This is a genomic window from Streptococcus dentasini (genome assembly GCF_053206945.1).
Genome location: NZ_JBRUHS010000002.1, coordinates 268,521 through 291,783 on the forward strand (window position 1 = coordinate 268,521; position 23,263 = coordinate 291,783).

General features: G+C 37.8%; 26 protein-coding genes, 9 tRNA genes, 1 rRNA gene and 1 pseudogene. 8 read left to right on the forward strand and 29 right to left on the reverse strand.

The window, feature by feature from the left end; all coding sequences use genetic code 11:
- Positions 1-4: 4 nt before the first annotated feature.
- The gene (locus ACVR1G_RS02730; RefSeq protein ID WP_447451687.1) at positions 5-505 is read right to left on the reverse strand and encodes a YbhB/YbcL family Raf kinase inhibitor-like protein; all 501 of its coding nucleotides are present in this window, start codon (positions 503-505) and stop codon (positions 5-7) included.
- 196 nt (positions 506-701) lie between these two features.
- Between ACVR1G_RS02730 and ACVR1G_RS02735 the strand changes: the two genes are divergently transcribed.
- Positions 702-956 (forward strand): hypothetical protein, encoded by a 255-nt coding sequence (locus ACVR1G_RS02735; protein WP_447451688.1) that lies wholly within the window; start codon positions 702-704, stop codon positions 954-956.
- Between the two features lie 145 nt (positions 957-1,101).
- Here the strand turns inward: ACVR1G_RS02735 and ACVR1G_RS02740 are convergent, their stop codons facing one another.
- The 5 genes from ACVR1G_RS02740 to ACVR1G_RS02760 all read right to left on the reverse strand — a co-directional run bounded on the left by ACVR1G_RS02740 (position 1,102) and on the right by ACVR1G_RS02760 (position 3,797).
- Complete coding sequence (locus tag ACVR1G_RS02740) at positions 1,102-1,428, reverse strand: DUF2568 domain-containing protein (RefSeq protein ID WP_447451689.1); 327 nt, start codon at positions 1,426-1,428, stop codon at positions 1,102-1,104.
- The gene (locus tag ACVR1G_RS02745) at positions 1,429-1,917 is read right to left on the reverse strand and encodes a cysteine hydrolase family protein (RefSeq protein WP_447451690.1); all 489 of its coding nucleotides are present in this window, start codon (positions 1,915-1,917) and stop codon (positions 1,429-1,431) included. It abuts the gene before it with no gap.
- Positions 1,914-2,519 carry a TetR/AcrR family transcriptional regulator gene (locus ACVR1G_RS02750; RefSeq protein ID WP_447451691.1) on the reverse strand — a complete coding sequence of 202 codons (606 nt, stop codon included), beginning with the start codon at positions 2,517-2,519 and terminating at the stop codon, positions 1,914-1,916. Before ACVR1G_RS02750 ends, ACVR1G_RS02745 begins: the two co-directional genes overlap by 4 nt.
- Positions 2,501-3,220 carry an MBL fold metallo-hydrolase gene (locus ACVR1G_RS02755; RefSeq protein WP_447451692.1) on the reverse strand — a complete coding sequence of 240 codons (720 nt, stop codon included), beginning with the start codon at positions 3,218-3,220 and terminating at the stop codon, positions 2,501-2,503. Before ACVR1G_RS02755 ends, ACVR1G_RS02750 begins: the two co-directional genes overlap by 19 nt.
- A gap of 226 nt (positions 3,221-3,446) precedes the next feature.
- Positions 3,447-3,797, reverse strand: a complete 351-nt coding sequence (locus ACVR1G_RS02760; RefSeq protein WP_165211737.1) for a winged helix-turn-helix transcriptional regulator — start codon at positions 3,795-3,797, stop codon at positions 3,447-3,449.
- Between the two features lie 134 nt (positions 3,798-3,931).
- Between ACVR1G_RS02760 and ACVR1G_RS02765 the strand changes: the two genes are divergently transcribed.
- Together ACVR1G_RS02765 and ACVR1G_RS02770 are read left to right on the forward strand one after the other, a co-directional pair.
- A complete protein-coding gene (locus tag ACVR1G_RS02765; protein ID WP_447451693.1) occupies positions 3,932-4,894 on the forward strand; it encodes a quinone oxidoreductase family protein in 963 nt (320 codons plus the stop codon).
- Between the two features lie 37 nt (positions 4,895-4,931).
- Positions 4,932-5,276 carry a nuclear transport factor 2-like protein gene (locus ACVR1G_RS02770; RefSeq protein WP_447451694.1) on the forward strand — a complete coding sequence of 115 codons (345 nt, stop codon included), beginning with the start codon at positions 4,932-4,934 and terminating at the stop codon, positions 5,274-5,276.
- Positions 5,277-5,412: 136 nt separating this feature from the next.
- Here ACVR1G_RS02770 and ACVR1G_RS02775 read toward each other — a convergent pair.
- Positions 5,413-5,793, reverse strand: a pseudogene (locus tag ACVR1G_RS02775) (NAD(P)H-dependent oxidoreductase); the annotation flags it as partial.
- Positions 5,794-5,798: 5 nt separating this feature from the next.
- The gene (locus tag ACVR1G_RS02780) at positions 5,799-6,101 is read right to left on the reverse strand and encodes an ArsR/SmtB family transcription factor (RefSeq protein ID WP_004227010.1); all 303 of its coding nucleotides are present in this window, start codon (positions 6,099-6,101) and stop codon (positions 5,799-5,801) included.
- A gap of 90 nt (positions 6,102-6,191) precedes the next feature.
- On the opposite strand from ACVR1G_RS02780, the gene ACVR1G_RS02785 reads away from it, so the two are divergent.
- Positions 6,192-6,542, forward strand: coding sequence for a nuclear transport factor 2 family protein (locus ACVR1G_RS02785; protein ID WP_447451695.1), 351 nt, complete (start codon positions 6,192-6,194; stop codon positions 6,540-6,542).
- Positions 6,543-6,679: 137 nt separating this feature from the next.
- On the opposite strand, the gene ACVR1G_RS02790 is transcribed toward ACVR1G_RS02785, so the two are convergent.
- The 4 genes from ACVR1G_RS02790 to ACVR1G_RS02805 all read right to left on the reverse strand — a co-directional run bounded on the left by ACVR1G_RS02790 (position 6,680) and on the right by ACVR1G_RS02805 (position 10,548).
- The gene (locus tag ACVR1G_RS02790; RefSeq protein WP_447451696.1) at positions 6,680-8,011 is read right to left on the reverse strand and encodes a relaxase/mobilization nuclease domain-containing protein; all 1,332 of its coding nucleotides are present in this window, start codon (positions 8,009-8,011) and stop codon (positions 6,680-6,682) included.
- Positions 8,012-8,013: 2 nt separating this feature from the next.
- The gene (locus ACVR1G_RS02795; protein WP_414298460.1) at positions 8,014-8,370 is read right to left on the reverse strand and encodes a plasmid mobilization protein; all 357 of its coding nucleotides are present in this window, start codon (positions 8,368-8,370) and stop codon (positions 8,014-8,016) included.
- 737 nt (positions 8,371-9,107) lie between these two features.
- A complete protein-coding gene (locus tag ACVR1G_RS02800; protein ID WP_003042823.1) occupies positions 9,108-9,524 on the reverse strand; it encodes a pyridoxamine 5'-phosphate oxidase family protein in 417 nt (138 codons plus the stop codon).
- A gap of 82 nt (positions 9,525-9,606) precedes the next feature.
- Positions 9,607-10,548: a helix-turn-helix transcriptional regulator gene (locus tag ACVR1G_RS02805; RefSeq protein WP_086432461.1), complete on the reverse strand. Its 942-nt coding sequence runs from the start codon at positions 10,546-10,548 to the stop codon at positions 9,607-9,609.
- Positions 10,549-10,638: 90 nt separating this feature from the next.
- Between ACVR1G_RS02805 and ACVR1G_RS02810 the strand changes: the two genes are divergently transcribed.
- Entirely contained in the window at positions 10,639-11,256 is a 618-nt protein-coding gene (locus ACVR1G_RS02810; RefSeq protein WP_021002839.1) for a peptidase E, read from the forward strand.
- A gap of 316 nt (positions 11,257-11,572) precedes the next feature.
- On the opposite strand, the gene ACVR1G_RS02815 is transcribed toward ACVR1G_RS02810, so the two are convergent.
- A complete protein-coding gene (locus ACVR1G_RS02815; protein WP_447451697.1) occupies positions 11,573-12,196 on the reverse strand; it encodes an NAD(P)H-dependent oxidoreductase in 624 nt (207 codons plus the stop codon).
- A gap of 140 nt (positions 12,197-12,336) precedes the next feature.
- Here ACVR1G_RS02815 and ACVR1G_RS02820 point away from each other — a divergent pair, with 140 nt between their 5' ends.
- Positions 12,337-12,897, forward strand: coding sequence for a TetR/AcrR family transcriptional regulator (locus ACVR1G_RS02820; protein WP_447451698.1), 561 nt, complete (start codon positions 12,337-12,339; stop codon positions 12,895-12,897).
- A gap of 66 nt (positions 12,898-12,963) precedes the next feature.
- On the opposite strand, the gene ACVR1G_RS02825 is transcribed toward ACVR1G_RS02820, so the two are convergent.
- The 6 genes from ACVR1G_RS02825 to rlmD form a co-directional block, all read right to left on the reverse strand.
- Positions 12,964-13,428: a YiiX/YebB-like N1pC/P60 family cysteine hydrolase gene (locus ACVR1G_RS02825; RefSeq protein ID WP_447451699.1), complete on the reverse strand. Its 465-nt coding sequence runs from the start codon at positions 13,426-13,428 to the stop codon at positions 12,964-12,966.
- Between the two features lie 54 nt (positions 13,429-13,482).
- The gene (locus ACVR1G_RS02830; RefSeq protein ID WP_447451700.1) at positions 13,483-14,418 is read right to left on the reverse strand and encodes a manganese-dependent inorganic pyrophosphatase; all 936 of its coding nucleotides are present in this window, start codon (positions 14,416-14,418) and stop codon (positions 13,483-13,485) included.
- A 722-nt stretch (positions 14,419-15,140) separates the two neighbouring features.
- Positions 15,141-15,779 (reverse strand): hypothetical protein, encoded by a 639-nt coding sequence (locus ACVR1G_RS02835; RefSeq protein ID WP_447451701.1) that lies wholly within the window; start codon positions 15,777-15,779, stop codon positions 15,141-15,143.
- 163 nt (positions 15,780-15,942) lie between these two features.
- Positions 15,943-17,769, reverse strand: coding sequence for a GBS Bsp-like repeat-containing protein (locus tag ACVR1G_RS02840; protein WP_447451702.1), 1,827 nt, complete (start codon positions 17,767-17,769; stop codon positions 15,943-15,945).
- Between the two features lie 129 nt (positions 17,770-17,898).
- The gene (locus ACVR1G_RS02845; protein ID WP_447451703.1) at positions 17,899-18,462 is read right to left on the reverse strand and encodes a DUF6287 domain-containing protein; all 564 of its coding nucleotides are present in this window, start codon (positions 18,460-18,462) and stop codon (positions 17,899-17,901) included.
- Between the two features lie 445 nt (positions 18,463-18,907).
- Complete coding sequence (gene rlmD / locus ACVR1G_RS02850) at positions 18,908-20,263, reverse strand: 23S rRNA (uracil(1939)-C(5))-methyltransferase RlmD (RefSeq protein WP_447451717.1); 1,356 nt, start codon at positions 20,261-20,263, stop codon at positions 18,908-18,910.
- A gap of 127 nt (positions 20,264-20,390) precedes the next feature.
- On the opposite strand from rlmD, the gene recX reads away from it, so the two are divergent.
- Both recX and ntdP read left to right on the forward strand, forming a co-directional pair.
- Positions 20,391-21,167 (forward strand): recombination regulator RecX, encoded by a 777-nt coding sequence (gene recX, locus ACVR1G_RS02855; RefSeq protein WP_447451704.1) that lies wholly within the window; start codon positions 20,391-20,393, stop codon positions 21,165-21,167.
- A gap of 125 nt (positions 21,168-21,292) precedes the next feature.
- The gene (gene ntdP / locus ACVR1G_RS02860) at positions 21,293-21,826 is read left to right on the forward strand and encodes a nucleoside tri-diphosphate phosphatase (protein WP_447451705.1); all 534 of its coding nucleotides are present in this window, start codon (positions 21,293-21,295) and stop codon (positions 21,824-21,826) included.
- A gap of 150 nt (positions 21,827-21,976) precedes the next feature.
- Here ntdP and ACVR1G_RS02865 read toward each other — a convergent pair.
- From ACVR1G_RS02865 to rrf, 10 genes are all read right to left on the reverse strand, one after another.
- Positions 21,977-22,050 (reverse strand) — tRNA-Pro (locus tag ACVR1G_RS02865).
- 15 nt (positions 22,051-22,065) lie between these two features.
- Positions 22,066-22,139: transfer RNA gene (locus ACVR1G_RS02870), tRNA-Arg, on the reverse strand.
- 8 nt (positions 22,140-22,147) lie between these two features.
- Positions 22,148-22,233 (reverse strand) — tRNA-Leu (locus ACVR1G_RS02875).
- Between the two features lie 8 nt (positions 22,234-22,241).
- Positions 22,242-22,313 (reverse strand) — tRNA-Gly (locus ACVR1G_RS02880).
- A gap of 3 nt (positions 22,314-22,316) precedes the next feature.
- Positions 22,317-22,389: transfer RNA gene (locus tag ACVR1G_RS02885), tRNA-Thr, on the reverse strand.
- Positions 22,390-22,401: 12 nt separating this feature from the next.
- Positions 22,402-22,483: transfer RNA gene (locus ACVR1G_RS02890), tRNA-Leu, on the reverse strand.
- 5 nt (positions 22,484-22,488) lie between these two features.
- A tRNA-Lys gene (locus ACVR1G_RS02895) sits at positions 22,489-22,561 on the reverse strand.
- Positions 22,562-22,699: 138 nt separating this feature from the next.
- Positions 22,700-22,772: transfer RNA gene (locus ACVR1G_RS02900), tRNA-Asp, on the reverse strand.
- Positions 22,773-22,894: 122 nt separating this feature from the next.
- Positions 22,895-22,967 (reverse strand) — tRNA-Val (locus ACVR1G_RS02905).
- A gap of 116 nt (positions 22,968-23,083) precedes the next feature.
- Positions 23,084-23,199: ribosomal RNA gene (rrf, locus tag ACVR1G_RS02910) — 5S ribosomal RNA — on the reverse strand.
- Positions 23,200-23,263: the final 64 nt, after the last annotated feature.

Genomic DNA, 23,263 nt, shown 5'->3' on the forward strand with positions numbered 1-23,263 from the left:
GCTTTTAGCTCGCTGGAATTGGCGTCAGTGGTTTTTCACTACCAAAACTAGCGGTTAGCTGTCCTTTTTGTAAGATATGTCCCTGCATAGCCTTTAAAAGCTGGGGTTTCCACGTCCATCTGCCTAGCTCCATAGACTGGTCTAAGACATAGACCGTAAAGCGGTAGTCATGCGTTTGCCCCAAGGGTGGTCTAGGACCTGCATAACGGTATCCTCTATAAGCCAATCCTTGACGCGCCGAAGGTAAATTCTCTGCTTCAAACCCGCCCATCAAACCTGATGGAATACGACTAGAAGCTGGGATATTCCATATTAACCAGTGAGTAAATTCCTTCTTCAGAGGGTGGGTTAAATCTTCTAAGATAATAGCGAGTACTTGGGCCTGAGGCGATAGATTGTCGAGGTAGAAAGCAGGCGATTGATCTTTCCCACGTCCTGTATTATCAATAGGAAATTGCCCCCCTTCAAAAATTCCTGGGCAGGTAAACTTAAGCTTATCGACCATCGCTCTCACCTCCTATTATTATTTAGATCAAAAAATCTCTTGAAACTATATTTTCCAGAGCCAATCATTACGTCAGTTACCATTATAACAAATCATATCCATCTCGTTCAAACTCAGCTGACAGATCTAGTCAGCTATAAATTCTGATTAAATTAAAATTGTGGCATAATGCCCTCAATTGCGGAGGGTAAATTTCATGGCTAATTTGCTTAATTATCTTGATGTTATTAAAAACCAAAGTTTAGATAATTATTCGCTAAATGAGATCGACTGCTTGGTTTTAACTGAATTAGGCTACCTGCCTTTCAATGGCCTCCTAACTAAAATCTTCGATCTCGGGAAGAGCCTGAGCTTAGCTCAACTAGGTAGGATTTATTTTCAGAAATATGGTGATAAGCCTTTTTCCAGCACAGCCTGTAAAAATCGGATCAAGCTCCTGAAAAAATCATGACGGCTGATCGCTACCAAGAGATTGTTGCTAAAGATATGCTTACATTCCCACAGCGTTTTTTTTAAAATAATCCAGCATTCCTAAAAACCACCCTTTAATTAGTTGAAAGACGGATTAAAGGGTGGTTTTTTCAAAAATCTCAACACTAATTTAAGCCCAGTAGATAGATTCCAAGCAAATCCCCTAGGGCAATCAGCGTATAGCACCAGCCAATATGTTTCCCATAAAGAACGAAAGCCCCTACTGATCCAAGCCCAAAAGCAAGAACCTCCAAGCCTAATTTAGAAAGACCTGTCAAAGCCTGAGATGATTTGGGAGCACCATAACGGCTCCAGACAAGCACCATTAGTAAGCCTATAAAGGCAAAGCTAAGTTTGACTGCCCAAGTTTTTTCTGTGAGAAGACCGCCTAGTAACCCCATGACAGTTACCAGTTCTAACAAAAAACGAATGCTAATCATAATACTGGACAATTAGATCTGCCTCCTTTCTAATTCACAAAAGAAACTCCTGCTGCCTGCTGCCAGTAATTTATCTTTTGTTTTCGTGAATTTGGTCTGATTGGCAACCCCAATACCATTTAAATCTAGGCTGACCTTGAATCCAGACCGAGCCGCTGCTAAGGCAGAAGCCTTGACACAAGCATTGCCATCAACACCGACAATTTCCAACTCTCTGACCTCTCTTTCCTTTAAGAAGGGCAAGAGGGCAGTATTGCTTAGGCAAGATGCACGGCGTTTTTCAAATACGTGATCTGACACAAGCGACAAACCTTGAGCAAATACCTTGGGCTTCCTACTAAGCTCCCACCAGAAACGATTGACAATATAAATCACATGACCTTCAGGATAGCTGGCTATTTTACCATTAATCGCTGACAATAATTGGGAATTGGAGCGATATTTTCCCTTTCCAACATAATCCGTTTGCATATCAATAACCAATAAATAAGAATGAGTCATTGACATTCTTCCTTCCTTTTTTGGATAATTGTGTAGGTTAAATAGTCTGTTACGATAGTACGCAGGCGTTCATCGTAACTGGTCTGACCATCTGCATAATTAGTTACCATGCCTTGGAGAAAAAGATAAACACCGCGCACAACGTTGATGGCTTCCTCCTGCGTCAAATCAGGACTCAGTAGACTAGTAACAGTCTCTTTCAAAAGTTGGAAACTCTTCATCCGAAGCTCACTAATGGGATAGGTAAATTGCTCTTGATCCACACGTTCACCATCATCTAGAAAAAGCAGGGAGAAAGAATTATAGTTATCAAAGCCAAACTGTATGAAGATATGACTTCCTTCTAATAATTTTACACTGGGTGTCAAATCTTGCTCTTCCAGAGCAAGTAAGGTATGATACAGTTTTTCTAAGGGCTTATGCGCCACCTCATAGAGAATCTCACTTTTATTTTTAAAATAGAGGTAAATGGCTGTGTGTGAACAACCTGCACGCTTAGCAATCTCTCGTACCCCCACGGTTTGATAGTTTTTTTCTTGAAATAAGCTTTGGGCAGCGGCAAGGATAGTCTCCTTAGTCTGACTTATTTTTTCTGATACCATCTACTCTTCTCCATTTCTTCTAGGGCATTGGCAACTTCTCCTCCGTGACAGACACTGATCAAGGTTTGTGAATAGGTCTGCAAAAGATCATGAGCTGTCGCCAGAGCTTGAGGCATATCTGCCGTGAAAGCTTTCATTGGCGGCTTTAGGTGACCAAATCGGCTGGTCGTCAGCAGATCTCCCGCAATCAGAACCTTATCTTCAGCATGATAGTAACAGGTATGCCCCGGTGAGTGCCCAGGTGTAAAAATCGGTACCAGCCCTGCATCTGCTAAGAGAGAGCTTGCTCTCTCACTATCCAAATCTTCTAGCCAATCGGTATCGAAAGCTACTGACTCCACCTTTTTACGTCTTGGATAAGGCTTTTGTCCCGAAACGTAAGGTAGCTCTCTTCTGTCTATCATCAGAGGTAAGGTTGGATATAAGTTCTTGAGCTGGGCGATTCCTCCCACATGATCCGAATGGCCATGTGTCAAAAAGGCCGCAGCCAATGGCTTTCTGCCTAAATAAGTCTCCACAGCATAAGATGCCATATTCCCCATGCCTGTATCGATCAAAAAGTAGGAACCGTGATTTTCTACAACCCAGATACTAACTGGAAAGATTAATAAGTCAAACGTCACTTTAAAAATATGAGGACTGATATGATATTTTTTAGCCGTATATTTTGTTGCCACTTGGTAAAAAGTCTGTTTCATCATCGTTTCTGCTTTCTTATGAACTATTGATTTCTCAACAACTAACCAGTGGTTAGTTAATGGAAGTATAATCTTTTTAAACTATTTTTGCAAATAAAAAAAAGACGTTTATACGTCCTTTCTAAAATTATTGGATGATTTTTAAAGCATAAACTATCGCAAATACTGGCTAATAAGCATCGACCAATAAGTCCTCCTGCAAAACAGCATGATAGAAAAAGTTGTCTAACTATTCTTCTGACATAGCGATTTGAAAATCAATATAATCCTGTCCCCATTTCTTCAGCTGAAAGAGGAGGGGCTTTAAGGTATCTCCAAATTCTGTAAGTTCATAGTCTACACGAGGAGGTACAACAGGAAAAACAGTTCTCTTGATAATACCGACTTCTTCCAGTTTACGAAGTTGGTTCGTCAGCATACGCTGATTAATTCCAGGAATTCTTTTCCTTAATTGGCCAAAGCGCAGCACTCCTTCATCGGCCAGATGGAATAGGATTGCTCCCTTCCAGCGCCCACCAATCGCTTCCATGGCAACTTCCACAGTACAGCCGAAAGGACAGTCATTTGGTGTATCTCTCATTTCACAAGCCTCCTTTAGTTACTTTTTTGTTAGTATAAGCAAAAAATGTGCCTACTTGTTCAAGCATAACACAGCTGTTATACTTTAGGCAAATCATCAATGATGATTATTCTTACTTTCAGGAGGTATTGCACATGAAAGCATTGCAAATTATAGATTATAATGGTCCGGAAACAATGGTTTATCAGGAAACTGAAAATCCCAGCCCTAAAGAAAAGGAAGTTCTTATTAAGGTGGATTATTCAGGAGTAGGTTTAATTGATGTCATCTTCGCTAGAGGGTTTGGCCAGCTAGAACTTCCCGCTACACCTGGACTGGAAGTTGCGGGAACTGTCATGGAACTCGGTGCTGGAGTAACAGCGTTACAAGTTGGAGACAGAGTTGCTGGCTTGACCATCAATACTTTAAACGGGTTCTCTGATTTAGTTAGCCTTCATGAGGATTATGTAGTTAAAGTTCCTGATCGCCTAGGACTTGATTTAGCTGTAGCAGCTTTAACCAATACAGCAACAGCTCTGGTATTTCTAAAAGAAATCGTAAAACTGGAGGCAGGCAGCAGCGTTCTCGTCTATGGAGCAACGGGCGGTTTGGGTTCTCAGATTGGTCAAACAGCTAAACTTTTAGGAGCTAAAAAAGTTATTGCAGTTGTCAGCAATGAAGAAAGACGCCAAAAGGCGATGGACTTGAGCTATGATGCTGCTTATCTGCGAGAAACATTTTTCAATTCTTCTGAAGAAAAATTTGATCTTATCGTAGATCCCGTAGGCGGAGAGCACAGGAAAGACAATCTCCAAAAGCTGAATACTCGTGGTACATTAGCCATCCTTGGAAACGCTTCGCAGGAAGAGCATGCAGATATTGATCCTGATATTCTCTGGTTAAACAATATCAACCTGATTGGTTTTAACTTCGGCGGCTATTGTTCTCAGCACATCAAAACTGTCCATGATTATTTAATTTGGACTCTGAAATTGGTCGCAAGCAATCAAATTCAACTGCCAGAACTTTTTACTGCTCCTATCGACGATGCCGTTCAGGCTTTACTGGATTTAGAAAAAGGAAAAATCAACGGCAAACTTTTATTAAAACATCCATAAATAGCAATCAACAATAAAGTCTAGGGAGGGCAGTAAATTGGAAATACTCGAACACTATTTTCTGCTAGCAGATTCTGCTGGAGAAGATGCCCAAAGCTTTTGGGAACTCTGCAATCTTTTTGCTGCCAATGCTGTCATTAAAACAGATGGCGGTGAAACTTATTCTGGCAGAGAGGCTATCGCTTCCTTTTACAAGAATTTTTTCGATACAAATCCGACTGTCAGACATTTATGGGATATTCAAAAAACCAGTACGGGATTCAAAACTAACTGGGCTCTTATTTGCCGCAGCATAGCAGGAATTTATTCTGCACAGACAGGAAGGCATTTAGTAGAAATAAAGGACGGTAAGATTACTTATTTACAGATTATTAGCCATTAATAAAGTCTTTTGATCAGAAGCTCTTTCGGGCAATTAAAAACTCCGCTAATCTCAATGCAAAGATTAGCGGAGTTTCATTAGCACACATAATATTGATTCTTTCAAGTGAAACAAAAAAGAGGCTTTCTGTATTGTTTCAGTTTTTTATGACGATTTTAAAACTATAATTTTTGTATATTTTTCCAACCTCTTTTAAAAAGTGTTGGCGCTTTTCCAATGTACAAGTTTCACGCCCCATATTGCCCAGCACCATTAAGCGGCGCGTTTTAATACCACAATGATTGAGAACAGCACTTTTTAATGCTGCTAGGCCATAACTATCTGGCACACTGATCCAGCCAGAAAAGAGTTTATACCACCAGCTGGGGGCCATGGAGGTTGCAATAATATCTGCCGTTCTTCCTTTTAAAAGTTTGCGAAATTGCCGTCCACACAGGTAGTTCCAGATGAAATTTCCCTTGGTATTAGAAGAATAAGCAATACTCGGAGTAAAGATACGATCAATCCAGCTCCTCATATCATTTATAGACTTTCATAAATGCTCTCTAGCAGTCCTGGAAATCTTTCATTCAATTCATCTAGTCTTAGGGAAATAAAGCGCTGTCGTCCGTCTATACGAACTCTGATTAATCCATTTTCTCTCAACATTTTATAATGATGAGACAAATTATTTTTCTTTCCCAGGTCCGAGAAGTAGCTGCAGTTTCTTTCCTTGTTAGATTTATATAATTCTCGAAAAATGGCTAAACGAATGGGTTCACTCAAAGCATAAAGAATTTGCTCTAGTTTAATATCTGCTGTTGCAGGATGGGATAAATTTTTCACCTTATCACTCCTTTCTTTGCATTCTATCAAAAAAAGCTCTATAATACAATTGTTCAAATTGTATCGAATTATTAAAGAGGAGGTTATTGCATGAACATATTAAACCGCTACTTTGAACTATCTGATCTGGCTGTTCAAAATGAAAACAGCCTTCAGGAACTCTGCGCATTATTTACCCAAGACGCTGTTATCGAGGCCAATGATGGTCATACCTATAGGGGACGTGCAGAAATTGAAAATTTCTTTAAAATTTTCTTCAGTCGAAATCTAGCAACTAAGCATTTATGGGATATTGAGAAACAAGATGATGGCTGGTTACAGGCTAATTGGGGCGTTGTCTGTCGCAGAAAATCAGGTGATTATTTTACTTTGACAGGTAAAGACATTGCAAAAGTAGTAAGTGGCCAGATTACCCATCTCAAAGTTATAGGCAACCATTAATACAAAACCAGAACCACTTTAAAAGCGTCTGAAATTCAGTGATTTCAATCAAAAGAAGCTGAGAGATAAACTTATGGTCGGTGTGGTCTTGGGACTGCACCGACTCTTTTTTTATTTTCGAAAAAAGGAGATAAAGATTATCTCTCCATCTCCTTACCCATATAAATTCCGTAATTTTTTCGTATCTTATAAAGCTCGTCCATAGTGGATTTTGAGGAAGAATACTCTTGCATAAGGGTGTTCTTTTTTTCTTGTAATTTATCAAGCTCAGCTAAAATATCCTTTGAATTTGGGAGCTTGGAATAGGATTTTTTAAGCTCTGAGAGAGCATTTTCATATAGGGTAATCTGAGCTTTGTACTCTTCAAAAAATGCCTTGTCAGACGGATTAGCAGTATATTCCTTGTAGCACGCTCTGTATTTTTTAATGGTATGAACTTGCTCCATAGTGGTGGAAAGCTTCTGCATTTCCTTATCAATAGTCTTGATTTTCTCTTGTATATTTTGCCTTTCATCGGCTGCTTTTTGAATATACTCGTCAAGCTGTTTAACGGATTTAATGCCATGTTCTCTGATATAAATAACAGACTCAGCCATTGTATGAAGGTTATGTTTGGTTGCCCAATATTCGTAGCCTTTGCTTTCCTTTACCTTTGCATTGGAGTTCATGTCAATAACATTGCCGATGCGTTTTTTGACGTCGGGAGTCTTGATAAACTCTCTTTCTGCAATTCGTTCTTTTAATCTTTCTTCGGTATAATCTTCTCCGATTGTTTTAGTCCTTGTAAATCTCGCCTTATCTTTTGGCTTAAAAGCAATGTGCTTACCGTATTTGATTTCATAGCCAAGATCAGCCATCTTCTTTAAAAATTCGTCCCAGTCCTTTGACTGTTTTATCATTCTGTCAATGTCAAATTGAAGCCTGCTTTTCCAAGAAGTGCCATGTTTTACCTGTTCGTTTTCATACCAAGATTTACCGTTAATCTTATATTTTTTCTTATAGCTTTCGTAAAACTCGTCAATGACAGATAGGCTATTTTCTTTGCAGAGTTTATCACTCTGATAACGGATTTGGTGGTAGCTTTTCTTGTTAGACTGGTAGCACCTACCTGTTACCATATTTACATTATTGAAGATGATGTGATTGTGGATATGCCCCTTATCTACGTGAGTAGATAAGACAAATTCGTACTCATCTTTGAGTATCTTTTTACACAGCTCCATACCAATCTGGTGAGCCAATTCAGGACTTGTTTCTCCCGGTAAAAATGATTGAATGAGATGTCTTGCAAGAACGGTTCCTTTTGTTCCTGCGTCATTTCGTGTCCTTAAAAACTGAGTGTGAGCAGTTGATTCGTGGCATTTATGAGTGCTGACTAAAAGCTGTTCATCTGTTTTATCTCCATTAACAATATAAGCAATGGCAAGATGAAGGGTTGATTTTATAGGGTGTATTTTTGTAATAGCCATTATTATTCACCTTCCGTTTCAGATGTTCTTTTCAGAAGTAGTGAATGAATTTGCCACAGCTCTTTTGAGAAATGTTCAATCTCTTTTTTTATATCACTGATGTCCTCTTTGTAGATTACACCTGTCGAATTTACTCGCTTTGAAATCTGATTGATGTTGTTTGTTGCATTAGAAAGTAAGCCTTGTAAATCTCTGAAAGGCTCTAAATCCACTTGATAAATTTCCTTTTCCAAAACGCATTTGCGGATGAAATGGCTCATGTTTCTACACTTCGCAAGTCTTTTTTTCTCTGCAAAAAGAGCCTTTTCTTCTTCAGTTAGTTTAATTTCAAGTCTTTCGTTTCTTGTTCTATTTGCCATAGTTAGTTCCTCCTTTGAATGTATTTCGGGGTCTTAGGGTTCTCCCTAACAAGCTAAAAATTGATAAAAAAAGAAGCAGCTCCCCAAGGGCTGCTTCGTCAATTTTCCGTAAGTGTCCGTACACTTACTGTGCTTGCTCATATACTAATAGTATAAGAACAGCTCTAAGCATAGTTCTTAAAAATGAACCTAATCATATATGATAAAATTATAGATATTAGGGATGAAATGGGATTGTTTTATGTGCTTGCTATAAAAGAATGAATTAGATAGCATGAGGTAAGCAAGTTTTAAATTTAATCATATTATATGATAGTTCAGTAAATATTTATAGTTCTTGATTTTTATAATATAAATGACAGTATACATGATTCCGTTATCACAAATGAGATAAATGACTTTTAACCATTTTTTTCAAGCGCTACCTTACCAATATACAAAAGGAATTGTATTAATAATTAACAGATGAAATCCTAAAGTTTGTTGGAAAGAGTATATCTTTCAGGAATTGGTCGATCTGATTTACAACCACAAGGAAAATTATATCATATTATCCTCAGCGGTTAAATATCTTGGTACACAGACCAAAGCAATGCAAGTGTTATAGTTCAGCCTGGAATTGAAAAAAAATGAGGGTGACTGGAAGATTATAAAGCAAATCTTATTAACAATTAAAAGACCTGAAAAATAAAAGCTTATTAATCTTCAGGTTGTTACCTTGGTAAATAGGTTACAATTTACAGCTGTAATGTTTTAATTGTGTCTAAATCCTTTGTAACTATAGCCGTATCAAATCTTACTTCAAATAAAATCAAGGATTTTCCTGCATATTCTATAGTATCTTTATAATCCGGAATTTTAGCAATAAATTGCTCAGCAATATCAAAAATAGTTTTGGAACTTTTTTGAACTATCCCCTTAGCTTTAACATGTTCATTTCCTGAGTGAGGAATTGTGGTAAATGCCACATATGGATTTGATTTTATTTCTTTGATTTTGTCGTTTCCTTTAAAAGACGAAAAGTAAAGTATATTTTCAGCCGGCTCAAAATAAAAATTTACTATTCTCACATTTGGAACATTATTTACAGATGTTGCTAAAGCTATTTCTGTTTGTTCAGCCATAATTTTTAAGAATTCTGTTTTTGTATTCATTTAAGAAGACCTCCTTTTGGATACTTTAATTATACAGAATAAAAGTATCAAATTCTGAAACCTTTAAAATTTAGCTACAAACTTAAAGAGATTTGATATAAGTCATATTATCTTCTATTTTTTTAATAATCAATTCTTTTAATTCAGGTGGATTAATTGAAATAATTTCTTTTCCAAAAATAGAAAAGTAGCTTGAGATAAAATCTTCCTCATTTTTGTTGTAGTATCCTTTGATAATCGGTGTATTGTTACACCAAATTAATGACATTGATGGATAATTTTCTTTTATAAATAAATCTACACCTTTTTTTGTTATATTTACTTCAAAATCAGTAGAATTCTTTTCCTTGAAATTATTTTTTTTCAAAGTTTCAATTCTATAGTTGTCAACAGGCTCTTTATTTTCATTGATAGATAAAGAAAGAATTTTATCACAACGAAATACTTGCATTTTGTCATTATCATAATTATATGCTGTCACATACCATTGACCAAACGATGTAGATATATTCAAAAATTGTACAGTGTATTTATAATCATTATTTTTGCTTTTATAAGTAATATCACATACAGAATAGTTAATTGATAAATACAATATATCTTTCAAAAATGGACAATTATTCACTTGCTTTAACGATGCAAAGCTGAATACTGTTTCCATTCTGTCCAAATTCAGCTTATGTTCTTTAGAGATACAGGATTCAAATTTTAGTTTTAGTTTCTGTAGGTCTAAATCAAAAGGAGTAGATTGATACTCTTTTAGTGTCAGCATGGAGAAGTACATCGCATACATTTCATCAGTGGTAAAAATAATAGGTGAAAGTAATCGGTTTTTTAAAATTCCATATCGTCCATACCTGCCATGTTCCGAAAATATTGGCATTCCAATCTGTTCTAAAGATTGAACATCTCTAATTGCAGTGCTTCTTGAGATATTATATTTCTCCATCAAATCTGTTAAGTTAAAATAGCTCTTATTATTTAAATATATCATCATATCATTAAGTCGCTCTGATTTATTCATTCAAACATCTCCTCTAAACATAAAGGTGTCATATTTTGAAACCTATATACATTATACTATAAGTGAAAGAAAAATACGAGGTGAAAACAAATGGTCAGAAAATTATTTTTAACATCTTATTTTAAAGAAGTAGCTACTTTTCTTCCTGAATTTGCAGGTGAATTATATGAAAAAAAGATAGTGTTTATACCAACAGCAAGTAATGTTGAAAAAGTTAATTTCTTTGTGAATTCAGGAAAGAAAGCGTTAGAAAACTTAGGGGCGATTGTTGATGTACTGGATTTATCAACGGCAAATGAAAAGGAGATGAAAGCTAAGATAGCTGATAACGACATAATCTATGTTACCGGCGGAAATACATTCTTTTTATTGCAGGAAATGAAGAGAACAGGTGCAGACGTACTAATTAAAAATGCAATAAATTCGGGGAAAATTTATATAGGGGAATCTGCGGGAGCAATCATTACAGCTCCTAATATTGAATATATAAGTTCTATGGATAGTATAAAAAAAGCCCCCAATTTAAGTAATTATGAAGCACTTAGGATAGTAGATTTCTATACTGTTCCTCATTATTTGAATTCACCTTTTCAAAAAATAACAAGTAATATTGTAGAACAATATTCGACAAAATTAACCTTGCAACCAATAAGTAATAACGAGGTTGTTTTGGTGAAAGGTGATAAGTTAACGATTCTGAAAAATTAGTGTAGGAACTTTAGTGATATTTTATGGAGTACCCATGAGAGGAGTAAAAATGGATTAAACAGTAATGGAGGAATTTACAATGTATTATTCATGGTCTATTAATATTATGAAGATAGTTCATAGATCTTTTTGATACAGGAAAATATAATAAAAAATTAAATATAAAATCTTTTGAAAGATATAGCTTCTTTCATTTTAGAGGACTTCTTATGCTTAAGTGTAGGAGTCCTCCTTTTTTTGCCTGAAAACAAGCAGACAAAAAAGAATGGAGGAAACTTTATGGCAAAAGAGTATTACCTTTTAATTTTTATATTCTCTATAGCTTTTTGATAGCTACACCTACTTTGTTCAAAAAAGCTTTTCGTTTTGCTTCTGTACAAGTTTCACGCCCCATATTGCCCAGCACTATTAAGCGGCGCGTTTTAATACCACAATGATTGAGAACAGCACTTTTTAATGCTGCTAGGCCATAACTATCTGGTACACTGATCCAGCCAGAAAAGAGTTTATACCACCAGCTGGGGGCCATGGAGGTTGCAATAATATCTGCCGTTCTTCCCTTTAAAAGTTTGCGAAATTGCTGTCCACGCAGGTAGTTCCAGATGAAATTACCCTCGGTATTAGAAGAATAGGCGATCCCCGGAGTAAAGGTACGATCAATCCAGCCTTTCATGAGGCTAGGCATGCCGCTCCACCATATCGGGTAGATAAAGATGAAATGATCGGCCCACTGGATAAGTTCCTGTGACTGTAAGATAAACTTATCCTCCGGCATGCGCTTGCGATAACCATAGCGTAAAACAGGATCAAAGTGCAGGCGGCCAAGCTCCAATGTTTCCACCTGATGTTGGGCAAAATCTAGGTTTGCCATCACTGTTTCAAAAATTGCCTGACTAAAACTCTCTCGATCAGGATGCCCATTGACGACTAAAATATTCATACGATTTCTCCTTAATTTATCAACACCATTAGTATATTGTGACTAGTATTGACAAACAATCCATATTTTCTTATAATCTGTAGGAAATCGTACATTATGTATGATATATGTTTGATAAGCAACAAATAGGAGAAAATTATATGGTGCAAGATATTCGAGTTCTTAAGACCAAGCGCGATATTGAAGCAGCTCTAACCAATCTCATTTTGACTCAGGGTTTTTATTCCCTGACGGTTCAAGATATTTGCAAGCAAGCCCTAGTCAGTCGTTCTACCTTTTACAGCCACTACTTGGATAAATATGACATTATTGAACAGCTCATTGCAAAAACTTTGGACCCTCTTCAGGAAAAATTTGCGGCTAAATATGGGGAAAATTTGGATAATGGTCAACTAAAGGACTTTTTAGGGGATATTTATCAATTTTATCAGGAAAACACAGCCCTTCTAAAGGCCCTATTAAAAACTCCCTTGGATAATCAACAAGGTTTTGAGGAGCAATTCGACCAGCTTTGTCAGCTGTATATCAAAGAGCTTTTACTCAGAGAGGGAACATCCTACAATCTTCCTCTGGAACTCTTGACCCAACTATATGCATCTATTGTCCGGTCACTGATGAAGTGGACCATTGAACATGGGCCTAACGAAGACCTAACAGATTTCACCTACCGTATGCATAAGGCCTTTCTGAACATCATATAGGGCTAAAGTTATAAATTTAGTGCAATTATTTTATCCGACAGCGATAAAGTAATTGAGATGATTGGGCTAGAAGGCTCGGGTCCCAGACTGTCCTTTAGGGACAGCTAAACCAAGCTGCTCATAGTATTCCTGCCAGAAATCTGTCACTTCCTGCTGAACGTTCCCAAATTTCATTGGAACTTCGCTAAAGATGGGAAGGATATGAGCAATAAATTGAGAGCAGTAAAAGCCTGTTCCGTCAGGATAAAAGCTGATATTATATGGATTTCCAAGTAGAGTCTGAGCTCCTCTAAGGACTTGTTTAACCTTGATCTTTGGATAGAAAAAAGCATCTACAACCTTATTTTCTTCCAAAAAGCTTGTCAAGTCCTGTTTAGATACCCCTTGGTCTATTGTCGCGTGATAAATACTTCCTTCGAGATAAATAGCAACATGACTGTAATCACCTGTGGCGGTCGTGATAGCCTGTCCCATTTCTGAATCGCCTACTGTAAACAGGAGGTCTCCTTCTTGTATTAGGTCTGTCTTCATTTGTTTTTCCTATAAATTAAAGCCAAGGGCAAAAGTCCTTGGCTTTAATGGTTATTAACCGTTAAAACTTTCCGTCAACTGCGGAACCACTTGTTTCTTACGTGATACAGCCCCTTCAAGGAAGGCATGATTGTTTTCCAATTTGAAATTGAAGGCTGCTTCAACCTTATCCATATGGCTACCCAAGGCTAGGATTTCTGAGTTTGAATTGAGAATATCTGTAATCATCAAAACAAAATCTGAGTAGCCATTAGCTTCTTGTGAGGTCTTAATAGCTTCCTCGATTTCAGCTTGGCGATCCAAAACTTCATTAATATCAACCGTGTTGACCTGAGCCACGCGCACATTGTTACCATTGAGCTCAAAACTCTTAGCATCAATATCGATCAATTCTTCAGCTGACTTGCTTGAAAGATTAGTCCCTGCTTTCAGCATAGCCAAGCCATACTCTTCCAAGTTGACGCCAGCAATTTCAGCTAATTCCTTAGCCACTTGGGGATCCGTTTCGTGAGTAGTTGGTGATTTAAGCAAAAGGGTATCAGAGATAAGACCTGATAGGAGAAGACCGGCTACTTCTTTTGGCACTTCAACATTGTTTTCCTTAAAAGCACGATAAACAATTGAAGAAGCTGATCCAACTGGTTCCACACGCATGTAAAGCGGGTTGGCCGTTTCAAAGTTGGCCACACGGTGGTGGTCGATAACAGCTGCGATTTCTACTTCGCGAATATCTGAAATAGATTGCTGAAATTCATTGTGGTCTGTTAAGATAACTTGGCTAACGCCTTCTTCCTTAGCAGATTCAACAACACGTGGCGCTTCAACATCAAAATAATCGAGAACAAAAGCAGTTTCTTCATTTGGAGTCCCAAGAGCTACACTTTCCGCATCACGTCCAAAAGCTGTACGCTCCAAATAAGCCCAGCCGTAGGATGATGCAATAGCATCGGTATCAGGATTTTGGTGACCAAAGACTAAAAATTGTGACATATCTTACCTCTATTAATGTTTATTTCTTTATCATTTTAGCAAAATTTCACCTATAAAGAAAGGTTCAATCATGATTTCTACACTATTTAGAAATCAATTGGCTTATAGTCAAGCCCTATTTTCTGCTAAAAAAGTGTGGGGGACAGAAATCAATAATTTAAAGAATTTGATTGTCCTCGCTTTCTTATTTTAAGGCTCAGGCCTCTGCCACTTTCCTGTTTTTAAGTGGCAGGCTTTGGCAGTCAATCCCCAGACTGCCAAACTCCATCGGAGCATTTTGACACTTGCTTTACAAGCTTTATTTTTCAATTAAAAAGGGATCAACATGAGCTAACATTCATAGAATTGGATCTCCTCCAACAGTTCCCCAAACTGTTGGAGCTATCATTTGTGTGGTAGTTAAATAGTCCAGTGGACTGTTTAAGGGGGCGCCTAAAGATAGAGAAGCGCCCCAAGATAAGGATATCCAACCAGCAGTGGTTCATTGGTGCTAAAGCACCTAATGAACTGTGCAGGGGAAAGACTTCTTGGCAGAGTCAACCAGTTTTTCTCCCAACCACTGCGCCTAGCAAATAAAATTAACCAAATAAATAAGGCTGAGAACTTTTGTCTCAACCTCCTTGAATTTTTTATCACTCACTACATCAGGATTCAAAATGAATCTTAGAGATTTTAACTTAATGACAGTGAAACAGTTTTTCCTTTACCGACTGCCTTGCCTTCTAATTGGAGTAATCCGTGTCCTCTTTGTCACGCTCATCGGGCGATAATTCTAAGGAGTCTAAGTCAATAATATAAGAATCATCTTCATAGTCAGCATAAGCTTCCGAGTTGATAGTATCCCCATACTCTTGGTTATAAACGGAATCACTATAAGCCATATAAGTCTGTCGCTGAGCTTGTTTTTTAGCTCGCTCTTTTAATTTTTTGGAAATAATATCATGCAAATACTTGATAGCAATCACAATAAACTGGTAAGCCCAAATTACGAGTGATTCTATTAAGATAACCAGCTCAACTACGACGACACCAACCAAAGCCCAAACCATGAAGAAGGCTATAAAGAGTTGGGATAAAATCTTCTGGATATTCCCAACTTGGTCATTATGGATTGTTAAAACTTCTGTGAAGAGGTCGAAAATTCCTTGCAAGAGCGTTGATCTAATTGCTCGAGAACCCGATCCTTTATCTGTCAACTTGGCTCTTGTCGCAATAACATCATCGTTTTCGTCATAATAAAGGTCAACCCTATCTCCCAATCTAGGGTCAAAGCTAAAAGACGAACGTTCCACTCGTTTGACATGACCGGCTGTATTAGCGAGAACTATGACCTCACCATCAATACTTAATACGCGATACATACTTTACTCTACTTTCTCGTCCCATAGTATCACAAATTCACAAGGCTGTCAAAATCCCTACTTTCTAGGATTCCTATGGGAAAGCAGTTATTCCCAACTTCTAAAAAATCATCACCTCTGATATTGAAGTGATGATTATCTATAGAAAGGTTTATTATAAGGACTAATCAATAACTATGTAACGCCGTTGACCACCATAGCTGACATAAGAAATCCAATTATGTCCATCTTTTCTCAAAATTTTATCGTAATTAATACTTTCTCCGGCATCAAAAGTAAAGACAACATCAGAAGCTACCTGAGGGGAATTTCTAACATCTACTTGTTTAACAAAGGTATAACTCCTCAATGAGGGAAGAGTACTTTCATAATCCGCTTCCTCCTCTGGCTGAGGAACTGTGGTCTTGGTAGCAGCTACACCGACCATTCTATCATCATCCTCAACGTAGTAGAGATGGATGTTGTAATCGCCGTGTTCTCCTTTATGTTCACTAGTTTTAACGACAGCCATATAGTCGCCATTATCTTGTTTAGTAGCATCATACCAAACAACATCATCCTGATCTGATTGTTCCGTCCAGACAGGAACTTTAACAGCCTTTATTCCTTTGCTATCAGCAACATTTGTAACAACGACTTCAAAACCATCAGCAGTTTGATTTTGAATAGTGATAGTACCTGTTAGTTTATTTTCTTCTTTTTTTACCTCAGGTGTATGTTGTCCATTGGTAATTCCAACCATCTGACCGTCATTTTCAATATAGTAAAGATGTATCTGATAAAGACCTGTTTCATCCTTATGATCTGAACGCTTCACACTTACTTTATAAGTGCCATCTCCTTGTTGGACACCATCATACCAAACCAAATCGTCTTGACCATTATCATCTGTCCAAACCGGTACCTTAACAGCCTTAAGACCTGCACTGTCTGAGACATCGGAGATAATTACATCGAAATCACCATTAGCCTGGTTGCTAAAGGAAAGAGTTCCTGTACGGGTGGTGACTTGCGGGGTTGTTTCTTCAACTGTATACTTGGCTTCGGTAATGCCAACCATCCTACCATCATTTTCAACATAGTAAAGATGTACGAGATAATCACCCTTGTCATTTTTATGATCAGCCAACTTAACAGCAACCTTGTAAGTGCCGTCATCTTGTTTGACACCATCATACCAAATTAAATCATCTTGATCATTTTTAACTGTCCAAATAGGTACCTTAACAGCAAGAACTCCATTATCATCTGAAACATTAGATATGCGGATATCAAATCCTTGTTCTGTCTGATTTTCAAAGCTAATTTGCCCCGTTAACTTAGGTTCACTTGGCTGAGGCTCCGGTGCTGCCAGTTTATCCAGCATAACATAACGGCGATTCCCATTATAAGAAACGTAACTGATCCAATTATAACCGTCAGTTTGGAGGCGCTTATCATAGCTAATACTTTCCCCTTGTTTAAAGGTAAAATCCGTTTTTGCAGTTACCTTGGGTTCGCTCTTAACTTCTACTTCTTTATCAAAAGTATAACGCTCCAGTGTGGGTAAAGTAACTTCACTAGTATCAGTAGAACTTGAAGCTGATTCTGTATTTTGATTAGCGGCTACAGGGGGAGTCGTATTACCATCAGTCTGTGTCGCTTCATCAACTGTGGCCGAAGCAGCTTCGTTAGTAACTAGACCTTCTTTTATATCTGCCTGACTTGCAGCATCAGATATTTCTGATGCTACCGATGCCGCACCCTCTGCTGTTTTATTTTCTTGTAAGTTATCAATCCCAGTATCAGTAACTACATTTTGCCCCTCATCATTGACGGCTACTGTTTGAACTGTAGTATCAGGGATCGAATCATTAGGAGCAGCTTGTTCATCTGCCAAAACTTGGTTTCCTATTAACAAACTAGCCCCAATTAAGACAGAAGCAGCTCCTAGTGAATACTTTCGAATTGAAAAACGTTGTTTTTCACTCCATGATAAATCTTTTCTCATTTATATACTCCTCTCATTTTCATAATTGCCTTTATTATAGATAAATCGAAAAACGTTGTCAACATATTAATGTAATCTTGAAATGTATTTGTAATAGCAATTTTGATACGAACTACTTTAACGATTGAACTAGCTAGTTTTATAATAGGGAGTCTCATCTGACGAGGCGCCCTGCCCTACTGTTATTACATCTTGATTAAATGTTGCTCCAGCAGTAGAAGCAACTCCTTTTGGGATCATAAATAGGGCAGCGCTGCCCACTTCTGAATCTTTCTGACCTATGGTAAATAAGGCTTTTTCACCAGATACCCCTTGGGACTGGATAAACTGAGTATCGGATACCAAACCATTATTGTCAAATACCAAGGTATCTCCATTAGCATTTTGCCAAGTTCCTGCTACACTAGAAAAGTCACCATTAGCAATTGCTGAGACATTGATACTGGATGAAGAGTTTTCTTGATTGTTATTTTCTCCAGATTCTCTCTGTGAAGACGTGGCGGGAGAGGAAGTACTACTAGATCCCCGATTAGTATAAGAACCACTATTATTTTTTTTAATATTATTATTTGTTTGGCTCGTTTTTTCTGAGCTTTGATTAGGTTTATTTTGAGAAGTCTCTTTATGACAAGCACTTAGAAAGAATATAGAACTAAGGGTAAGAACAGCAGCAAGTTTATATGTTTTTTTCATTATTTGAAAATCCTCCTACTTTTCTTTAATTATAAAACAGCTGATATATCGTGTCAACATATTTTTGTAACTTTTTTAATCTAATTGTAATATTTGTATTCTAAAAATTTCCTTTTTGTTAAAAAAATAGGAGTGAGGAGAGCTAAAATTAGAATTTTTTAGCTTTCTTCACTCTCTAGTTCCTAGGGCATGACCTAAAACGCCCCTCCCCCAATCTAATTCCTATCTTTTGTTTTAGGGCTAACAACTCAAATAGTCATCCTCAGATCACCCGAGCCTCTACAGCTGGCTGAATATTTCCGCTTTTTCAAGACTCCCGGATGGTTAAATTCTCGCTTTCCTCTTGCGATTAAACAAAAGTTAGTCAACCATCTCATTAAGAACTTACTCAAAAATATAAATGAAGACTGAACAAGCTCTTACACAGCTTCATTTCTTAATGCTTTTAATATTTCCTATTTAATTTTACAACAGCCTCAGTTCTTGCGGTATGTGGAAACATATCAACAGATTGAATATAGTCTACCTCATAGGTAGAGGTTAAAGTCACCAAATCCCGTGCTAAAGTTGAGGCATTACAGGAAACATATACCATCTTTTCAGGAGCATATCGAACAATGGTCTCTAACAAACCTTTGTCTAATCCCACCCTAGGGGGATCAACAATGAGGGCAGTGGGATGGTACCCCTCGGCATACCATTTAGGGATAACTTCTTCTGCCTGACCTACTTCATAGTAGGTATTACCAAGCCCCATATCCTTGGCATTTTGCTTAGCATCTTCAATAGCTTCAGGGATAATATCTACCCCACGAACAGATTTTACCCTTCCTGCAAAAGCTAAGCCAATGCTGCCGACTCCACAGTAGGCATCAATCAGATGATCATCTGGTGTTAGATCCATGGCTTGAACAGCTTCATTATAAAGGACTTGAGTCTGCTGAGGATTAAGTTGATAAAAAGCACGTGGTGATAAAGAAAAACTATAATCTAATACCCCTTCCTGAATGCTATTTTTCCCCCATATGATTTCCGTCTTATCTCCATAAATATCACTAGACTTTGAATAATTATAGTTAACTGCAACTGAAATAAGCTCTGGAAAAGCCAAATGTAAGTCTTTTACTAGTGCTGACAAGCGTAAAGAACAACTCGTGATAAAAATAAGCTGAACTTGGGAGCTAGCTTGTGCTTTACGTACCATGATTGTCCGTACACCCGCTTTTTTTCGTCCATCATAAATTGGAATCTGATATTTGCCTAATAACACTGCCGCTTTATTTACAATTTTTTGGGTTAATTTATCTTGTACTAAACAATTATCCAGTGGAACCAAGCGATGAGAATTGGCCGCAAAAAGACCTGCTTTGACACTCCCTCCAAAGTAGCGTGTCTGAAACTGTAACTTTGCACGGTAATGGTCAGGTTTTTTCATTCCTTTTGTATGACGGATTTCATATCTTTCATAACCGGCCGGTTTAAATTTTTTCAGAGCCTGCCTTAGGATATCATCTTTGAAATCTAACTGCTTATCATAGCGAAGATGCATAATTTGACATCCTCCACATTTTTCATAAACAGGGCATTGAGGCTGTACACGAAAGTTAGATTTCTTATTAATCTGTAATAATTTTGCTTGAACAAAATTTCGCTTTACCGCCGTAACTTGACAGAAGATTTCCTCCCCTTTTAAAGCACCAGGTACAAATACTAGGGTTTTTTGGTAAAAGCCAATTCCTTCACCATTAATACCCATACGTTTTATTTTCAAAGGGATTCTCTGCTTAACCTGTAAACTCACCATTATCAGATCCTTTCTAATAACACTAACACAATCCCATAAGGTACATTGGCCAATTTTCCTTCGTTCAATTTCCCAAAGCAGGCCAACACCTCTAACATTTTATCATTTTTGATATAATAAACCTATGAAAATCACTAAAATAGAAAAGAAAAAACATCTCTATCTTTTAGAGCTTGATAATCAAGAAAGTCTCTATATCACCGAAGATACCATTGTACATTTTATGCTATCAAAACAGATGGAAATCAGTGATGAGCAGTTAAAAAAAATACAATCTTTCTCCCAATTTTCCTACGGTAAGAATCTTGCTCTCTATTTTCTTTCTTTTAAACCACGAACTCAAAGAGAAGTGAAAAATTATCTCGCCCAACATAATCTTAGTGAATTAAACGTTCTCAAAGTACTTGATAATCTCAAAGAAGAATGCTGGATTGATGATTATCAGTATGCTGAAAATTTCATCAATCAAAATTTTTATACAGGTGACAAGGGGCCTTTTATTCTTAGTCAAAAACTTCAACAAAAAGGGATTACTAGAGCAGTATGCGAAACTATTTTAGCTGAGAAAGATTTTTTTGACCTAGCTCAACGTGTTGGACAAAAGCTATTTCGTAAGTATGAAGGGCGTTATCCTACTAAGGCGACAAAGGATAAGGTACAGCAATCATTACTTCAAAAGGGGTTCGACACTAGCACTGTCAGAGCAGTTATAGATGAGCTAAATATTCAAAAGAATAGCAGAAGGGATATGACGTTAATTTGCCGAGAATTAGACAAGCTTTACCCAAAGTACCAGAAAAAATATAGTGACTACAAGCTCAAGCAACATCTGATTCAAGCATTGGCTCGGAAAGGTTATGATTATTCAGATATTGAATCGGCCTTGCGAGACTATCTATAAACTTATAATTGCCATTCACTATATATTCTAAGAGCTTTCAAGTACTTCTTCTTCGTAAAAAATGCTTTTTCGGCTAAATTATGTTAAACTATAACAGATAAACTTAATTGTAGAAGGTTTTTGCCATGAAATTACCTAAAGAAGGCGACTTTATTACAATTCAGAGTTATAAGCATGATGGTAGTTTGCACCGTACATGGCGCGATACTATGGTACTAAAAACAACTGAAAATGCTATTATCGGTGTTAATGACCATACCCTTGTTACCGAGAGTGATGGCCGTCGTTGGGTTACTCGAGAACCAGCTATTGTTTACTTTCATAAAAAATTCTGGTTCAACATCATCGCAATGATTCGTGATAGTGGTGTTTCCTACTACTGTAACTTAGCCAGTCCCTATGTTATGGATGAAGAGGCACTTAAATATATTGACTATGACCTAGATGTTAAGGTATTTGAAAATCATGAAAAAAAATTGCTTGACGTTGATGAATATGAAACACATAAACGAGAGATGCACTATTCTGGAGATATCGATTTTATCCTCAAAGAAAATGTGAAGATTCTTGTAGACTGGATTAACAATGAAAAAGGGCCATTTTCAGAGTCGTATATTAATATTTGGTACAAACGTTATCTTGAACTCAAAAGTCGTTAATATCAAAAAGGTTGAGACTAAGATCTCAACCTTTTTGGTGCTTTTATCAACTGAAGTCAATGAGAAAGAATCACTGCTTAATCCTCAGATTTGTTCTTTTATCTACTAAAGCCCCAAAAGACTTGAGCAAAATAAAAAAAACGCCCTCTATCGGGAAGACAGGATTCGAACCTGCGACCCCTTGGTCCCAAACCAAGTGCTCTACCAAGCTGAGCTACTTCCCGTATATGCTATCGCTATGCACCCTAGAGGATTCGAACCTCTAACCGCCTGATTCGTAGTCAGGTACTCTATCCAGTTGAGCCAAGGGTGCTTCTCTTATGCCGAGGACCGGAATCGAACCGGTACGAAGGTTACCCTTCGCAGGATTTTAAGTCCTGTGCGTCTGCCAGTTCCGCCACCCCGGCAATCCTCAAGCGAACGACGGGATTCGAACCCGCGACCCCCACCTTGGCAAGGTGATGTTCTACCACTGAACTACGTTCGCTAATGCCGGCTACATGACTTGAACACGCGACCCTCTGATTACAAATCAGATGCTCTACCAACTGAGCTAAGCCGGCCTATCTCTCTTATGCGGGTTAAGGGACTTGAACCCCCACGCCGTTAAGCGCCAGATCCTAAATCTGGTGCGTCTGCCAATTCCGCCAAACCCGCATCTATGACCCGTACTGGGCTCGAACCAGTGACCCTTTGATTAAAAGTCAAATGCTCTACCAACTGAGCTAACGAGTCCTTCTTGGCTTTAAAGAACCAACACAAACTGCATTTGTTCTTTTTCCAACTTCAAAATGTCTTCCAGACATCTAAAAGCTGATACAAGCTTTCGCTTGTTTTATTTCCAGATTGAAATAGTCTCCCAGACTATTTCAACGGTCCCGACGGGAATCGAACCCGCGATCTTCGCCGTGACAGGGCGACGTGATAACCGCTACACCACGGGACCTATTCAAGTAATTGTATTCGAACTAAAAAGATAGTGATTTAGATAAATGGCTTAAGAAATCAGGATTTCTTACCCATTTCCTAAAATCATACGCTTTTCTTTACGTTCTCATTACTTAATCATGGGAGTTAACGGGATCGAACCGCTGACCCTCTGCTTGTAAGGCAGATGCTCTCCCAGCTGAGCTAAACTCCCTTGGAACAGAAGTTTAACTCTAGCTGGGAAACAGTCGAAAGCTTCGCTTTCCCTATCCCCCCGATTAAAAGCTCGATTCCCTCTCACTTTCAACTGAGCTAAACTCCCTATATGATGCTAAGCAACTCCCCTATCTCGCAGGAGGCAACCTCCAACTACTTCAGGCGTACTAGGGCTTAACGACTGTGTTCGGCATGGGTACAGGTGTCTCTCCTAGGCTAGCGTCACTTAACTATGAATGGACTTAGTTTGCCAATTCAAAATTGAATACCTATCTATTGTATCAAGCCTAACCT

What these genes read in the sequence shown, in the direction of transcription:
- ACVR1G_RS02730 (WP_447451687.1), bottom strand. Translation starts at nt 505, where the DNA reads ATGGTCGATAAGCTTAAGTTTACCTGCCCAGGAATTTTTGAAGGGGGG.
- ACVR1G_RS02790 (WP_447451696.1), bottom strand. Translation starts at nt 8,011, where the DNA reads ATGGCTATTACAAAAATACACCCTATAAAATCAACCCTTCATCTTGCC.
- ACVR1G_RS02765 (WP_447451693.1), top strand. Translation starts at nt 3,932, where the DNA reads ATGAAAGCATTGCAAATTATAGATTATAATGGTCCGGAAACAATGGTT.
- ACVR1G_RS02800 (WP_003042823.1), bottom strand. Translation starts at nt 9,524, where the DNA reads ATGAATACAAAAACAGAATTCTTAAAAATTATGGCTGAACAAACAGAA.
- ACVR1G_RS02785 (WP_447451695.1), top strand. Translation starts at nt 6,192, where the DNA reads ATGAACATATTAAACCGCTACTTTGAACTATCTGATCTGGCTGTTCAA.
- ACVR1G_RS02830 (WP_447451700.1), bottom strand. Translation starts at nt 14,418, where the DNA reads ATGTCACAATTTTTAGTCTTTGGTCACCAAAATCCTGATACCGATGCT.
- ACVR1G_RS02805 (WP_086432461.1), bottom strand. Translation starts at nt 10,548, where the DNA reads ATGAATAAATCAGAGCGACTTAATGATATGATGATATATTTAAATAAT.
- ACVR1G_RS02825 (WP_447451699.1), bottom strand. Translation starts at nt 13,428, where the DNA reads ATGAAGACAGACCTAATACAAGAAGGAGACCTCCTGTTTACAGTAGGC.
- recX (WP_447451704.1), top strand. Translation starts at nt 20,391, where the DNA reads ATGAAAATCACTAAAATAGAAAAGAAAAAACATCTCTATCTTTTAGAG.
- ACVR1G_RS02815 (WP_447451697.1), bottom strand. Translation starts at nt 12,196, where the DNA reads ATGAATATTTTAGTCGTCAATGGGCATCCTGATCGAGAGAGTTTTAGT.
- ntdP (WP_447451705.1), top strand. Translation starts at nt 21,293, where the DNA reads ATGAAATTACCTAAAGAAGGCGACTTTATTACAATTCAGAGTTATAAG.
- ACVR1G_RS02755 (WP_447451692.1), bottom strand. Translation starts at nt 3,220, where the DNA reads ATGATGAAACAGACTTTTTACCAAGTGGCAACAAAATATACGGCTAAA.
- ACVR1G_RS02840 (WP_447451702.1), bottom strand. Translation starts at nt 17,769, where the DNA reads ATGAGAAAAGATTTATCATGGAGTGAAAAACAACGTTTTTCAATTCGA.
- ACVR1G_RS02845 (WP_447451703.1), bottom strand. Translation starts at nt 18,462, where the DNA reads ATGAAAAAAACATATAAACTTGCTGCTGTTCTTACCCTTAGTTCTATA.
- ACVR1G_RS02735 (WP_447451688.1), top strand. Translation starts at nt 702, where the DNA reads ATGGCTAATTTGCTTAATTATCTTGATGTTATTAAAAACCAAAGTTTA.
- ACVR1G_RS02795 (WP_414298460.1), bottom strand. Translation starts at nt 8,370, where the DNA reads ATGGCAAATAGAACAAGAAACGAAAGACTTGAAATTAAACTAACTGAA.
- ACVR1G_RS02745 (WP_447451690.1), bottom strand. Translation starts at nt 1,917, where the DNA reads ATGACTCATTCTTATTTATTGGTTATTGATATGCAAACGGATTATGTT.
- ACVR1G_RS02835 (WP_447451701.1), bottom strand. Translation starts at nt 15,779, where the DNA reads ATGTATCGCGTATTAAGTATTGATGGTGAGGTCATAGTTCTCGCTAAT.
- ACVR1G_RS02820 (WP_447451698.1), top strand. Translation starts at nt 12,337, where the DNA reads ATGGTGCAAGATATTCGAGTTCTTAAGACCAAGCGCGATATTGAAGCA.
- ACVR1G_RS02810 (WP_021002839.1), top strand. Translation starts at nt 10,639, where the DNA reads ATGGTCAGAAAATTATTTTTAACATCTTATTTTAAAGAAGTAGCTACT.
- ACVR1G_RS02750 (WP_447451691.1), bottom strand. Translation starts at nt 2,519, where the DNA reads ATGGTATCAGAAAAAATAAGTCAGACTAAGGAGACTATCCTTGCCGCT.
- ACVR1G_RS02760 (WP_165211737.1), bottom strand. Translation starts at nt 3,797, where the DNA reads ATGAGAGATACACCAAATGACTGTCCTTTCGGCTGTACTGTGGAAGTT.